Source organism: Chryseobacterium cucumeris (assembly GCF_001593385.1).
Lineage (GTDB): Bacteria > Bacteroidota > Bacteroidia > Flavobacteriales > Weeksellaceae > Chryseobacterium > Chryseobacterium cucumeris.
The window spans coordinates 118231-133210 of the sequence record NZ_LUVZ01000046.1; the positions used below are offsets into that span (position 1 = coordinate 118231).

Genomic DNA, 14980 nt, shown 5'->3' on the forward strand with positions numbered 1-14980 from the left:
ATCAAATAATAATACACGATGAAATTAAGTTTAGCAATTGTTGCATTAGCTTTGGCAATTCCTTCTGCTACTTATGCACAAGACTCAACTGCAGATTCAAATGGAAAATATCCTAATACATTTTCTTCAGGATCTGCCAATGTTACCCCCTTTACCAACCAGTCTAAAAGATTTAATGATTGGTCTATTTCTGTAGGAGCAGGTGTTCCCCTTCTTCAGTCTGCAGATTTGACTTCCATTAAAAATGGTAACGGTAAAAACCTTTTTGGATATTCAGCCTACGTAAGTATTGATAAAGCGATTACCCATGCTTTTGGGATCAATTTACAATATGACAGAGGTGAAACCAGACAAGGATGGTTCAATACTAAAAATGCTGCACCTGATGCATCAGCAGTAGGAGCAAGAACTCAGTATGACGCAATCTCTCTCTTAGGAGACATTAACTTCTCAAACCTGTTAAGAAGAGTGGACAACCACTCCCCTTACAGATGGGCCCTTCATGGATATGCTGGTATTGGTACTATTGCCTACAGAGCATACCAGAAGGATGGTAGTAACAAACAGACATTAATGACTGAAATCAAACCTTTCCAATTAGGTTCTCTGTTCTTCCAGGCTGGTACAGGTGTGAAGTTCAAAGTAAACAGAAGAATCGACATTGAAGGTAGATTAATGTATGTGGTAACAGGTGATGATGAATTTGACGGAGGCGGTGATGCTTACAGCGCTATCAACAAGCGTTCTGAGCAGGTTTCTGACAACTTCTTCAATGCGACATTAGGTCTTTCTTTCAAATTAGGAAAGCATGAATCTCACGTTATGTGGCATGATCCACTTCAGGAAATCTATTACAAACTGGATGTATTGGCTAATAAAAACCAGGATATCGAAGTATGTAAAAAAGGTGATGCTGATAACGACGGGGTATGTGACGATTGGGACAGACAGCTTGATACTCCTGCAGGAGCAAGAGTGGATGGTGCCGGAGTTGCGCTTGATACAGACTTAGACGGTGTAATTGACCTTTACGATAAGTGTGTAACAGTTCCAGGACCTGTTGAAAACAACGGATGCCCTATCGTTAAAGATCATAAGGAAACTGCTGTAGAAGTAGAGAAAACCCTTAAGGATATTTATTTCAACTTTAATAAAGCTACCATCAGACCTGAATCTAACGAAAAATTGGATCTGGCAGCTTCAATTATTAAAGAAAACGGAGGTAATTACTTGTTGACCGGACATACAGATATCAAAGGAAATGCAGCCTACAATCTTAGATTGTCTAAAGAAAGAGCAGCTGCTGTAGTAGGAGCTCTTGAAAACAGAGGCATTAATGAAAATGTACTAAAATCTAGAGGAGTTGGTTCTGCAGAAGCAACGATCCCGGCATCAGCTTCAGATGCTGAAAGAATGGCTGACAGAAAAGTTACTGTAAGATTTATAGAAAGTTCAGAATGGGATTCTATCAAAAAGAAAGACTATGAAGATGCTCCTGTAAAAAAAGCAGTAAAAAAAGTTCCTGCTAAGAAAAAGAAGAAATAAATTTCAAATACTACTTAAACCGAAAAGAATTGCTCTTTTCGGTTTATTTTTTTTCTACTACGATTTTTTTTACATACCTTTATCATTATTTTCAGGACAACTGTGTGAAATACATTAGTAATCAGTAAGTTTGTTTTGAAAAAAATTAATACAAAATCACTTTTTAGCGTAAAAAATCATTTAAAATAACTTAACTTAAAAAAATAACACTATGAAATTAAGTTTAGCAATTGTTGCATTAGCTTTGGCAATTCCTTCTGCCACTTATGCACAAGACTCAACGGCAGTTTCAAAAGGAGAGTATCCTAATACATTTTCTTCGGGATCTGCTAATGTTTCCCCATTCACCAATCAATCTAAAAGATTTAATGATTGGTCTATTTCTGCTGGTGTAGGTGTTCCACTTCTTCAGTCAGCAGATTTGACTTCTATCAAAAATGGTAACGGTAAAAACCTTTTTGGATATTCAGCCTACGTAAGTATTGATAAAGCGATTACCCATGCTTTTGGGATCAATTTACAATATGACAGAGGTGAAACCAGACAAGGATGGTTCAATACTAAAAATGCTGCACCCGATGCATCAGCAGTAGGAGCAAGAACTCAGTATGACGCAATCTCTCTATTAGGAGACATTAACTTCTCGAATCTGTTAAGAAGAGTGGACAACCACTCCCCTTACAGATGGGCACTTCACGGGTATGCTGGTATTGGTACTATTGCCTACAGAGCATACCAGAAAGACGGAAGTAACAAACAGACATTAATGACTGAAATCAAACCTTTCCAATTAGGTTCTCTGTTCTTCCAGGCTGGTACAGGTCTGAAGTTTAAAGTAAACAGAAGAATCGACATTGAAGGTAGATTAATGTATGTGGTAACAGGTGATGATGAATTTGACGGAGGCGGTGATGCTTACAGCGCTATCAACAAGCGTTCTGAGCAGGTTTCTGACAACTTCTTCAATGCGACATTAGGTCTTTCTTTCAAATTAGGAAAGCATGAATCTCACGTTATGTGGCATGATCCACTTCAGGAAATCTATTACAAACTGGATGTATTGGCTAATAAAAACCAGGATATCGAAGTATGTAAAAAAGGTGATGCTGATAACGACGGGGTATGTGACGATTGGGACAGACAGCTTGATACTCCTGCAGGAGCAAGAGTGGATGGTGCCGGAGTTGCGCTTGATACAGACTTAGACGGTGTAATTGACCTTTACGATAAGTGTGTAACAGTTCCAGGACCTGTTGAAAACAACGGATGTCCTGTAGCTACAACAGGACCTGTAGTAGAAACAGAAACTAAGTTGGAGGGAATTGAGTTTGATTTAAATTCTGACAGAATTTTGCCATCAAATACTCCAATCTTAAATAATGCTGTAAACTACATCAATTCTTCGACTGGTTCTTATAATGTAATCGGAGCTACTGATACAAGAGGTACTGATGCTTACAACCAAAAACTATCAGAAAGAAGAGCAAACAACGTTAAGAACTATCTGATCAAAAACGGTGTTCAAACAGGTAAATTACAGGCAATAGGAAAAGGTGAAAAAGACCTTAAATATCCTGAATGTGAACCGGCAACGAAGTGCCCTGAATGGAAAAACAGAGCCAACAGAAGAGTATACTTCGAAGCTAAATAATAAACATATTGATATATTATATGAAAGTCACGCCCTGCGTGACTTTTTTTGTCTAATTCTTTCCTTATTTTTACAACATGATTTCTCCGCAGGATTTTCAAAAGCTAAAATATGATACTCTTAAGTATTTCTGGGGTTATACCGACTTCAGAGATTCTCAGGAAGAAATTATCAATGCTGTTATTAATGAAAAAGATACCCTGGTTCTCTTACCTACAGGGGCAGGAAAGTCTTTATGCTATCAATTACCAGCCCTATTGAAAGAAGGAACCTGCCTTGTTGTTTCTCCTTTGCTGGCATTGATGAAAGACCAGGTTAATCAGCTTAAAGCCCGCGGTATAGAAGCAGAATATCTGTCCTCAGAACTTGATGAATATGATGCGGAAGCAGTTTATGACCGTTGTAAAGAAGGAATTACCAAACTACTCTATGTTTCTCCTGAAAGACTTACCAATAGTCAGTTTATTCAAAACATGGAGGAAATTCAACTATCCTTCATTGCTGTGGATGAAGCTCACTGTATTTCAGAATGGGGTCAGGATTTCAGGCCCAGTTATCAGAATATAAAAGGATTCAGAAGTAATAATCCTGAAATTCCCTGTCTTGCTTTGACTGCAACAGCGACTCCAAAAGTTCTTGAAGAGATCAAAAGTAAACTGGAACTGAAAAATCCTTTTGTTTTTCAAAAAAGTTTCAAGAGAGAGAATATTAAAATTTTCACCGATGAAGTATCTGATAAATTCCAACGTGTTTTTGATATTTTAAAATACAGCAATGACTCCGGAATTGTATATGTAAGAACAAGAAAAGAAGCAGAATTGCTGGCAGAATTCCTGAAGAAAAACCAACTGAAAAATGTAGATTATTTCCATGCAGGCCTCACAACCAAGGAAAAAAATGCAAGACAAAACCTTTGGAATAATAGTGACAACCATGTTCTTATTTCTACCAATGCCTTTGGAATGGGTATAGACAAAGACAATGTTCGTTTTGTGATTCACTATTCCCCTGCTGCGTCTCTGGAAAACTATTATCAGGAGATCGGAAGAGCCGGAAGAGATGGAAAAGACAGTTTTGCCTTCATGCTTTGGAACAAACAGGAATTATTGAATTTTGATCAGGTTCTAAAAAATCAGACACCCAACAAAGCTGAGTTTTTGAAGATCATTAGTTACCTCTATTCTATTTTTCAGGTAGCAGAATTTGAACTTCCGGAAAAAACATTTCAGCTGAATAATCTTGGTATACAGAATTTCACAAAACTGTCGAAAGCAAAGATCAACAATGTACTCAATTTTCTCCACAACCAGGAAATTGTCTACTACAACGATTACAAAAGTCTGTCTTCACTTGAGCTTTTTATCAAAGCTGATGAGCTGGAACAGCTTCCTCAAAAAGATGCCTACTTTATAGAGCTTCTTTTCCGTAATATATCAGGAATTACCACCCACAAAGTAATGTTCAGTGAACAACAGGTAAGCAACAAAATCAATATCAGTGTTCCTTTGATCAAAGAACGGTTGAAAGAACTTCAGCAAAAGAACTATCTTGAATATATCGATGGGGCGTTAGCCAGTATCAAATTCCTGAAACCCCGCGATGAAAGAGCTGTGAACAGCACTTACTGGAAATTATTTGAACATATTCAGAGGAATAAAATCCAAAAATGGGAAGAGATGAAGTTTTACGTAGAAAATAACGACTACTGCAAAATGAAACTAATTCTTGCTTACTTTGGTGAAAAAAATTCCAGAAACTGTGGCCAGTGTTCTGTCTGTGAAAAAAATAAGCAATCCATCTTTGGAAAAAATATTTCTCAGCAGATCATTAATTTATTAGCTAAAAAGTCGGCTACCATTGAAGAACTGTCTATCCAGCTCAGCTATCATTCCAAAGAAAATATACTGGAGAATCTGATTTTTCTTTTGGATTCAGGAAAGGTAAGAATGCTGAATTTCAGAACGTATGCGCTGAATCATGAGTAATGAATAATGAATAATGAATAATGATTGATAAATATTATGACCCTCAACCTGCCTAAATCTCAAACGCTCACACTCTAAAACTCTCCTACCTTCAAACCCTGATATTTTCCGACTCTCAGATCAAAAACTTATCTTTGCAGTATGAAATCATTGAAAGTTGTTTTTTTAGGAACTCCTGAGTTTGCAAAAACCTCTTTGGAGGCCATCCACCAATCTCACCATCAGGTAGTAGGTGTTGTAACTGTAGCTGATAAGGCAAGCGGACGCGGACAGAAAATTCACCAGTCACCGGTAAAAATCTATGCTGAAGAAAATAATATTCCTGTTTTTCAGCCGGAAAAGTTGAGAAACCCTGAATTCCTGGAAGAACTTAGGAAATTGGATGCTGATGTTTTTGTAGTGGTTGCCTTCAGGATGATGCCTAAAGTGCTTTTTGAGATGCCTAAAATGGGAACTTTCAATCTTCATGCTTCACTGCTTCCTGATTACAGAGGTGCTGCACCCATCAATTATGCTGTAATCAACGGAGAAGAAAAGACCGGAGCAACTACTTTCTTTATTAATGAAAAAATTGACGAAGGAAATATTCTTCTTCAGCAGGAAATGGAAATTTTACCGGATGAAAATGCCGGAAGCCTTCATGACCGACTCATGGAAATGGGCTCAGGCCTTGTGGTTAAGACATTGGATGGTCTTGCCGAAAATGCTATTGAAGAGAAACCTCAGCCCCATGTAGAACATCCTAAAAATGCTTATAAAATTTTCAAGGAAGATACGAGGATCAATTGGGAACAGCCTTCAAAAACCATTCATCAGTTTATTCTGGGAATGTCGCCTTATCCTGCAGCTTTCACCACTTTAAAGATTGACAACGAAGAAAAAGGATTAAAAATATTCGGGGGTAAATTTGAACTTGTTGGCCACGGAAAACCAGCTGGAAGTCTTGATATTTCTAAGAATGAATTTAAAATCTATACTCAGGACGGAATCTATTATCCGCTGGAGCTTCAGTTAGAAGGTAAAAAAAGAATGTTGGTAAAAGATTTTCTAAATGGTTTCCGAAACTTTGACGGAATTGCATTAGCCTAAAAAATAAGATCATTATACATAAAAAAGTCCCAAAAGTATTTACAGATAGACTTTTGGGACTTTTTAATTTTCAGTCATCAACTTTTACTCACAATTTTCTTCCGGATTCTGCTTATAAACTCAGGTGTCACTCCCAGATAGGCTGCAATCTGAATATTGGTAAGACGGCTTGCTGTCTGTGGATAATCTTTTAAAAACTCAACATAGCGTTCATCTGAAGGTTTGCTTAGATTATCAATAATTCTACGCTGTAGGGCAATAATTGATTTTTGAAATTTAAGCCTCATTAATCTTTCAATCTCCGGCATTTCAGCATACAGTTTTTCTTTGTCTTTTTTGGGAATAAGAAGGATTTCACTATCCTCAAGCGCCTGAATATTGAGTTTTGAGGGAATGCGGTTTACAAAACTATCAATATCGGAGATCCACCAGTTTTCAATTCCAAAATACAATATCTGTTCGGCTGCATTATGATGGGTATGAAAAACTTTAAAACATCCGCTAACGACAAACCCTTCAAATTCGCAAATTTCACCTTCTTTTAAGAGGAATTCTTTTTTCTTGATTTTCCTTAAACTGAAAGCACTGCAGTATTTCTCCAGCTTTTCATCTGAAATTTCAATATAGCCCCGGATATGTTTTTTTAAAGATTCAGTCATGGTTTAAAAAATAAAAAAGGTTTAGAAAAATCCTAAACCTTATATTTTATATTACAAACAGTCATTTATTATGAAAAAATTCATTATTGACTGTTCATTTACTAGAGTTGTACCATCTCAGTAACCTCTACATCATATCCTCCAACCTGAGGTTTGATATTAGGGTTTTGAGTGATTACTTTAAACTTGTTGATTCCTAAATTCTTAAGGATCTGCGTTCCGATTCCATAATCTCTGTAGTTGTAGGCCAGTGTAGGATGCTGCTCCTGACCGTCCTGATAGTTCAGGAACTGCTGAAGTTTTCTCAATGTATTTTCAGAATTAGAAACATTGTTGATGAAAATAATAGCTCCTTTTCCAGCCTCATTAACCATATTGGTTACTTTTTCCAACAGGGGTTTCTCCCCATTATTTAATCTTGTCAATACATCAAAATAAGAATCTGAAGACTGTACTCTTACCAAAACAGGCTCATCTACCGTCCAAGCTCCTTTTGTCAATGCAAAGTGGATCTGGTCATTGGAAGTTTCTCTGAAAGCATAAAAATCAAAATCACCGTAGTGCGTTTTTACTTTTTTCTCTTCAAGTCTTTCTACCAGATTTCCTTTTTTAAGCTGATAGTGGATAAGATCTTCAATAGAAACGATCTTCATATCGTGTTTTTGGGCAAAAGCATGAAGTTCAGGCAGACGGGACATTGTACCATCTTCATTCATGATCTCGCAGATCACACCTCCTTCTTTCAATCCTGCTAAATTCGTAAGATCGATGGCCGCTTCAGTATGTCCGGCTCTTTTCAATACTCCTCCTTTTCTTGCACGAAGCGGGAAAATGTGGCCAGGTCTCATAAAATCTGTAGGCTTGGATTTTTCATCCATCAATGCTAAAATTGTTTTTGCTCTGTCACTTGCAGAAATTCCGGTAGATGTTCCGTTACCCAGAAGGTCAACTGATACGGTGAAAGCAGTTTCCTTAGGATCGCTGCTTCTGCTTACCATCACTTCAAGTCCAAGCTCATCACATCTTTTTTCAGGAAGCGGCATACAGATCAGCCCTCTTCCGTGAAGAGCCATAAAATTGATAATTTCCGGCGTTGTCAGTTCTGCCGCGCAAAGAAAATCACCTTCATTTTCTCTGTCTTCATCATCTACTACTATGATTATTTTACCATTTCTAAGGTCTTCGATAGCCTCTGGAATAGTATTTAATTTAATATCGGACATTTTTACTTTTTATTTGTGCAAAGATACTCATAAAAATAAGCATCTGCCAATTAATTATGTATGGTTTATTACGCTTTGGATAAAGAGTCTGCAGCCTCTCTGAAAATCTCGTAAGATCTCAATCTTTTCTGATGATCGTAGATATGTGAATTGATCATCAGTTCATCCACCTGGAATCTTTCCTGGAAATCTTTAAGCTTTTCCTGAACTTCAGCCTTATCTCCGATAAAAGTATATCTCAGTTTCTGTAAAACCATAGATTTTTCCATTGGCGACCAGATTTCATCCATATCATCCACGGGTGGAGCAAAAGGTTTTCTGTCGTTTCTTACAATATTGATGAATGCCTGGAATAAAGTGGTGGAAATTTTATGAGCTTCCTCAGAAGTTTCAGCCGCTACCCCATTTACACACGCAATGATATAAGGTTTATCCAGATATTTTGACGGTTCGAAATGTTCTCTGTATATTTTAAAAGCCATTTCCATCTGCTCAGGTGCAAAATGTCCCGCAAATGCATAAGGCAGCCCTAGTTCTGCAGCCAGCCATGCACTGTCTGTACTTGACCCCAGAATATATAGCGGAATATCCAATCCTTCTCCCGGAATGGCACGAACCATCGCCTCTGAATTTTCTTTTGAAAAATATCTTTGAAGTTCGAGGATCTGTCTTGGAAACTGTTCATTGATGATGGCTGGATTCCTTCCCAACGCTTGTGCTGTCAAGCCATCTGTTCCCGGAGCTCTTCCTAATCCAAGGTCAATCCTTCCCGGAAACAGAGATTCCAGAGTACCAAATTGTTCTGCAATGATCAGAGAACTGTGGTTAGGAAGCATAATTCCTCCTGAACCTACTCTGATTGTTTTCGTTCCATTGGCAATGAAACCAATTAAAACAGAAGTTGCAGAGCTTGCAATACTTTCCATATTGTGGTGTTCTGCCAGCCAGAATCTTTTATAATTTAAATTTTCAGCGTGATTAGCTAGTGATAAGCTGTCCTGAAAAGTATCATGAATGCTTTTACCTTGCTTTACCGGGGCAAGATCTAAAACAGAAATTTCAAAATTTTTCATGTTATGATGTTAATTTTTCTTTAATCTGAAAAACAAGGCAAATTTAAAACATAAAAACTGCATTAGTTACTTTTTGTAATTAATAAAAACAATTGATCAGTTCAGGGAAAAACTATTGGAATGAAAATTTTGCTTACATCGTTTTACCTATGTGATCTTAAAATTAAATAATCATATTAAAAAACATATTTTAACAAAAATAATTCAACAAAAAGAGATATATTTATTATATTCGTATACCAAATTTTTAAAAATTTTAATATGAACAAAAAAACAAACAGCCTGTTTTATAAGCAGATGTTGACAGGAAAAACTGTCTTTATGAGTTTTCTTATTGCTGCAATATTTTCGTCTTGTAGCAAAAACAATGAAGAAATTACTTCTGAAGCTCAAACCAATGCCTTCAACGCAGACAATGTAAAAAAAGGACAATTGAACGGCCAGGAAATTACCTATGAAAGAAAAAACGGAATGAATTTTTTCCAGGGAGATATTGTTCTTACCGACAAACAATTATCAGAAGGTAATGAAGTTAATAAAGGCGGTGCAAGCTATTCAAGATGGCCGAATGGTAAAATTTATTATACTATTGCCGGCAATATGGGTTCCATCAATGTTAACAAAATCAACTCTGCCATCAGCGAGTACAATAATAAAACGAATACACAGTGGATCTACCGTACCAACCAGGCTAATTATGTGGAATTTATTTTCGGAAGCTCATCAGGATCTGATGGCTGGGCTCATATCGGATATCAGGGTGGAAAACAAACCATTTCTTTGGATCAGTATATTTCTGTAGGTTCAGTGATTCATGAAATGGGGCATACGGTAGGACTTTATCATGAACATACGCGTAAAGACAGAGATCAATATGTAAAGATTCTGTGGAACAATATTCAAAATGGACAATCTTATAATTTCAACATCTATAATTCCGGAACAGATATAGGCCCGTTTAATATTAATTCTGTGATGATGTATTGGCCAACCTCTTATTCTAAAAATGGGTTACCAACAATTACCAGAGCTGACAACAGCAATTTTACTTATACCAGAACCGGATTTACTACCGGAGATATCAATACCATCAATGCGATGTATCCTTAAATTTTTAAGAATCGTCTCTCCATAAAAAAAGAACTCTTATGAGTTCTTTTCTTTTTTATAATTATAATGATTGATTAAAATCCTGATTTCGTTAAATTCAAAATGGCTTGGCAGTGCATTCTTCCACTCGGTTAATGTTTCATGTGGATTTTTATAGAATTCATCTTCAAAAGCCTTAATTTTATCCGAAGTAATGACTCGGGAAATATCCAGCAAGCCTTGTTCGGCAAATTTGGCAAGATGCCCAATAACGGTTTCTTTCACCAGCCCTCTTTCCAAGGCAATTTCTCCGATCGTTTTTCCCTGCTCAAACAGCTGGAAAGTTAAAACCTGTGACGGAACTTTAGCAATTTTCAGATTGATTTCCTTATCATTCTTTTCATCTAAAAGTTTAGTTTCAAGTAAGTGAATATCTTTCAGACTGTTCAGATATTCTTCAATGTCTTCCAGCCAGCTTTTAAATTCTTCATTATATTGTTTTAAACCTTTCGCTCCTTTTATTTCAGCATAAAATTCTTTCAAAGGATCGAAAATCTTATTTCTGGTTTCTGTAAAAAAGAAATTAACCGCACCTTTTGATTTGCTTTCAATCTCGGACCATTCTTCTTTCTGTTCAATAAAATTATTGACTTTCTGAAAAATAATACGTTCCAGTTTCTCAAAGATTTTTCCAAGATTTACTGCTTCATGTTTTAACTGAAGATAAAGCTGTTTGGTTTTGACGTGGTCTATATTCTTGGTGACAATGGAAAGGTTATTCCACTCCTCCACTTCCTTTAAAAACCATGTACAGTCTAACGTACGCAATACTTTTCTGATGCTGTAATCATATTTTTCCTGATTTAAAATAGCTTCTACATGGTCATTGGCAATCGTATCTGTGTGGAAATGCAAAATTCTGTTATCCTTGAAAATAACTTCAGGGGTAATTTTTGATTTTAAAACAATTCCTTCCAAAGTTCTGCAGCGGGATAAAGCTACATAGACCTGACCGGCAGTAAAACTCTTTCCTGCATCAATAATCACTTTATCAAACGTTAATCCCTGACTTTTATGAATCGTAACCGCCCATGCTAATTTGATAGGAAACTGCTCGAAACTTCCCAACACTTCTTCCTGGATATTTTTATCAGTATCAAGAAAATATTTTTTCTGTTCCCAGGTTTCTCTTTTGACAACAATTTCTCTTTCACTTTCATCCAGTACAACACGGATTTCATTTTCATCCAATCCGATGATCTCGCCCAGCTTTCCGTTAAAATATTTCTTCTCACCGGAAATATCATTTCGGATAAACATGATCTGAGCTCCTATTTTCAGTTCTAAAAACTGTTCGTTCGGAAATTGATTTTCTTTAAAATCCCCTACCAACTTAGCTTCATACACCTGAGGATCAACTTTTATTTCTGCCAGTTTTTCCTGATTGATCTCATCTGCCATTTTGTTGTGAGAACACAGATATACATAGGATTCTTTTCCCATATCAAAGTCAGGATCATACCTTTCATTGAGATGATTAAAGTCTATATTATCCACATCGCCGTCACGGATTGCATTCAGAATTTCCAGAAACTCTTCGTCAGATTGTCTGTATACTTTCGTCAGTTCAATGGTAACAATAGGAATTTCCTTAATGGCATGGCTGTCAAAAAAGAAGGGTGAATTGTAATACATTTTCAGGATATGCTCATCCCTTACCACCGGAGGAAGCTGAAACAAATCTCCGATAAAGAGCATCTGTACCCCTCCAAATCTCTGATTATTCCTTCTGATAAATCTCAAAGAAAAATCCATCATATCCAGAACATCAGCCCTCAACATTGAAACCTCATCAATAATAATGATTTCAACCTCTCTTAGAAGCTTCAGCTTATCTTTACGGTATTTGAAATGAGGCATCAGATCGGCAATATTATTAGCCAAACTGGTATCTATCCTTTCTGTAGTAGGAAGAAAGGTTCTCAACGGCAGCCCAAACATGGAATGGATTGTAACTCCACCTGCATTAATGGCAGCAATTCCCGTGGGAGCCACTACAATATGCTTTTTCTTTGTACGCCTTACAAAATCATTAAGAAATGTCGTCTTTCCTGTTCCGGCTTTCCCGGTTAAAAAAACGCTTCTGTTCGTATATTCTATTAAGTCAAAAAAATGATTATTCATCTTCGTCAAAAATACGGAAATGAATTTGAATTTCTTACCTTGGCATAAGTTTTGAAAATTCTTAAAAAGAAAAAAGTTTATTGTGAAAAAATTATTCTTTCATATCCCGGCAATAGTATTGTGTACTACATTAACTTTAGTTTCGTGTAATACATCAAAGAGTGCCAATACCAATCTTCCTATTGATATTGCTGACAGACCTGCTGACGAGGAAAGTCAGAAATATGAACAGGCACAGCTGGATAGATTAAAAGCTTCTATTGAATCTGAAGTATCAGGAGAAAAATGTACGGATGCCAGCCAATGGGCATTTGCTCCTATGGGATCAAAAGCCTGCGGTGGACCTCAGCAATACATTGCCTACCCTAAGAAAATAGAAGCGATTTTCTTACCAAGGGTGAATGAGTATACGGATAAAGTGAAAGCTTTTAATGAAAAGTATAATATTACGTCTGACTGCATGATGATCGAGCCACCTACATCACTCAAATGTGTCAATGGCAAGATCAGACTTATTACACCGGATAATAATTAACAATAAAGCAAAGGTTCTATATCAAATCGAAAAAGCTCTGTTTCAGAACAGAGCTTTTATATTTATTTTTAAATAGATCAATGGTGAATTTTGCTTCGCAAATGGATGCCAAAAATAATTGACAAGCACAGCGAATTGACCATTGACCTTTCACTATTTTATAGTCAATAAGTGAATTTTGCTTCACAAGTGAATGGTGAATTCTGATCGCAAAAATTGACAAGCACAGCGAATTGACTATTGACCTTTCACTATTTTATAGTCAATAAGTGAATTTTGCTTCGCAAGTGAATGGTGAATTCTGATCGCAAAAATTGACAAGCACAGCGAATTGACTATTCATTATTCACTATTCACTTGACATTCTAAAATTGATGATCCTTCACATTCTCCTTATACCATGATGAATATTTGACATAGTTATCTGCAATTCTGTTCACTTCTCCTTCCAATAACTGAGCATTGATATCTTTTATTTTTCTTGCAGGAACTCCTCCCCAGACTTCTCCGGATTTAATGTGCGTTCCCTGAGTCACTACAGAACCTGCTCCTACAATGGAGTTTTCTTCTACCAGACAATCATCCATCACAATAGCTCCCATTCCGATCAGTACATTATCTTTAATGGTACATCCATGAACAATGGCATTATGTCCTATAGAAACATTGTTCCCGATATTCAAAGGATATTTCTGATACGTACAGTGCAGCATTGCATTGTCCTGAACATTCACTTTGTCCCCCATTTTGATATAGTGAACATCACCTCTGATCACTGCATTATACCAGACACTGCAGTCTTTTCCCATTGTAACATCGCCAATAATAGTTGCTGTTTCTGCTAAGAAAGTATTCTCTCCGATCTGTGGTGCTTTTCCTAAAAGCTGTTTTATTAGTGCCATAATATTTATTTGAAATGTAAAAATGTGCCCAATTGAAAATTACACTATCTTTTCTGATATCTAACTTCTAAATTACAGTGATAGCAAAAATCTAACTCTCAATTTTCAGCTTCTAACTTCTAATGCGTATTTTTGTATCTCAAATTTAACGAAAAAATGCGTACCGTACTTATAGAACCAACTGAAAACCCAAAAGTGATGAAATTTGTAGCAGATTACAATCTCATCCCGGGGTCTTTAGAACTGGACAGAAATTCAGATATTTCGGAAATTCCTCTGGCACAGGAACTTTTCAATTATCCTTTTGTGGAAAGAGTTTTCATTACCGCTAATTTTGTAGCAGTAGCAAAACAGGATACCATAGAATGGGAACATGTCGCTGAAAGTCTGAAAAATGTAATTGAGGATGAATTACTGGCTAACCCTAGAATTTATCTTCAAAAGAAAAAAGAAATGTATCAGATCTATGCTGAAATGACTCCGAATCCAAATGTAATGAAGTTTGTTTCGAGCAAACTGCTGATGGATGGTTTTGTGGAAGTAAAATCGAAAGAAGCGGCTGAAGAAGTTCCTTTAGCACAGGCTATTTTTAAAGAGTTTGATTTTGCAACAGAAGTTTTCATTTCGGACAATTTTGTAGCGGTTACAAGAGATAATTCAGTTGAATGGCACCAGGTAATGATGACTGTTCGTGCACTTATCGCTGAATATCTTCAGAACGGAGGTGAAATTTCAAAAATAGAACCTCAGAAACATGAAAACCCTGTTGAGAAAATTATCAACAGAGATTATACTGAAGATGAGCAGAAAATTTCTGACATTTTAAATGAATATGTAGCTCCTGCTGTAGAAAATGATGGGGGAAAAATTTCTCTGATGGAATACGATCAGGAAAATAAAACGGCAAAAATGCTACTACAGGGTGCATGCTCCGGCTGCCCAAGCTCTACAGCTACTTTGAAAAACGGAATTGAAAATATCTTAAAACAATTTGTTCCGGACTTAGTAGAAAGAGTGGAAGCCGTAAACGGATAAAACTGCCAAA

Annotated in this window: 12 protein-coding genes; 7 read left to right on the forward strand and 5 right to left on the reverse strand. The window is 36.5% G+C overall.

Annotated features, from left to right (window positions below; all coding sequences use genetic code 11):
- Positions 1 to 18 precede the first annotated feature (18 nt).
- From A1704_RS22335 to fmt, 4 genes are all read left to right on the forward strand, one after another.
- The gene (locus tag A1704_RS22335) at positions 19 to 1545 is read left to right on the forward strand and encodes an OmpA family protein (protein ID WP_062676205.1); all 1527 of its coding nucleotides are present in this window, start codon (positions 19 to 21) and stop codon (positions 1543 to 1545) included.
- A gap of 211 nt (positions 1546 to 1756) precedes the next feature.
- Positions 1757 to 3196, forward strand: coding sequence for an OmpA family protein (locus A1704_RS22340; RefSeq protein ID WP_062676206.1), 1440 nt, complete (start codon positions 1757 to 1759; stop codon positions 3194 to 3196).
- 77 nt (positions 3197 to 3273) lie between these two features.
- The gene (locus tag A1704_RS22345; RefSeq protein WP_062676207.1) at positions 3274 to 5181 is read left to right on the forward strand and encodes a RecQ family ATP-dependent DNA helicase; all 1908 of its coding nucleotides are present in this window, start codon (positions 3274 to 3276) and stop codon (positions 5179 to 5181) included.
- Positions 5182 to 5322: 141 nt separating this feature from the next.
- Positions 5323 to 6270, forward strand: a complete 948-nt coding sequence (gene fmt, locus A1704_RS22350) for a methionyl-tRNA formyltransferase (RefSeq protein WP_062676208.1) — start codon at positions 5323 to 5325, stop codon at positions 6268 to 6270.
- A 77-nt stretch (positions 6271 to 6347) separates the two neighbouring features.
- Here the strand turns inward: fmt and A1704_RS22355 are convergent, their stop codons facing one another.
- The 3 genes from A1704_RS22355 to A1704_RS22365 form a co-directional block, all read right to left on the reverse strand.
- Complete coding sequence (locus tag A1704_RS22355; protein ID WP_062676209.1) at positions 6348 to 6929, reverse strand: Crp/Fnr family transcriptional regulator; 582 nt, start codon at positions 6927 to 6929, stop codon at positions 6348 to 6350.
- 101 nt (positions 6930 to 7030) lie between these two features.
- Entirely contained in the window at positions 7031 to 8152 is a 1122-nt protein-coding gene (gene ribB / locus A1704_RS22360; protein WP_062676210.1) for a 3,4-dihydroxy-2-butanone-4-phosphate synthase, read from the reverse strand.
- A 68-nt stretch (positions 8153 to 8220) separates the two neighbouring features.
- The gene (locus A1704_RS22365; RefSeq protein WP_062676211.1) at positions 8221 to 9225 is read right to left on the reverse strand and encodes an LLM class flavin-dependent oxidoreductase; all 1005 of its coding nucleotides are present in this window, start codon (positions 9223 to 9225) and stop codon (positions 8221 to 8223) included.
- A gap of 261 nt (positions 9226 to 9486) precedes the next feature.
- Here A1704_RS22365 and A1704_RS22370 point away from each other — a divergent pair, with 261 nt between their 5' ends.
- Positions 9487 to 10335, forward strand: a complete 849-nt coding sequence (locus A1704_RS22370) for a M12 family metallopeptidase (protein ID WP_062676212.1) — start codon at positions 9487 to 9489, stop codon at positions 10333 to 10335.
- A 36-nt stretch (positions 10336 to 10371) separates the two neighbouring features.
- Here the strand turns inward: A1704_RS22370 and A1704_RS22375 are convergent, their stop codons facing one another.
- Entirely contained in the window at positions 10372 to 12498 is a 2127-nt protein-coding gene (locus A1704_RS22375; RefSeq protein WP_062676213.1) for a helix-turn-helix domain-containing protein, read from the reverse strand.
- An 82-nt stretch (positions 12499 to 12580) separates the two neighbouring features.
- Here A1704_RS22375 and A1704_RS22380 point away from each other — a divergent pair, with 82 nt between their 5' ends.
- Positions 12581 to 13033 (forward strand): hypothetical protein, encoded by a 453-nt coding sequence (locus A1704_RS22380; RefSeq protein WP_062676214.1) that lies wholly within the window; start codon positions 12581 to 12583, stop codon positions 13031 to 13033.
- 365 nt (positions 13034 to 13398) lie between these two features.
- Here A1704_RS22380 and A1704_RS22385 read toward each other — a convergent pair whose 3' ends face one another.
- Positions 13399 to 13935, reverse strand: a complete 537-nt coding sequence (locus tag A1704_RS22385) for a gamma carbonic anhydrase family protein (protein ID WP_034694954.1) — start codon at positions 13933 to 13935, stop codon at positions 13399 to 13401.
- 156 nt (positions 13936 to 14091) lie between these two features.
- On the opposite strand from A1704_RS22385, the gene A1704_RS22390 reads away from it, so the two are divergent.
- A complete protein-coding gene (locus A1704_RS22390; RefSeq protein WP_062676215.1) occupies positions 14092 to 14970 on the forward strand; it encodes a NifU family protein in 879 nt (292 codons plus the stop codon).
- Positions 14971 to 14980: the final 10 nt, after the last annotated feature.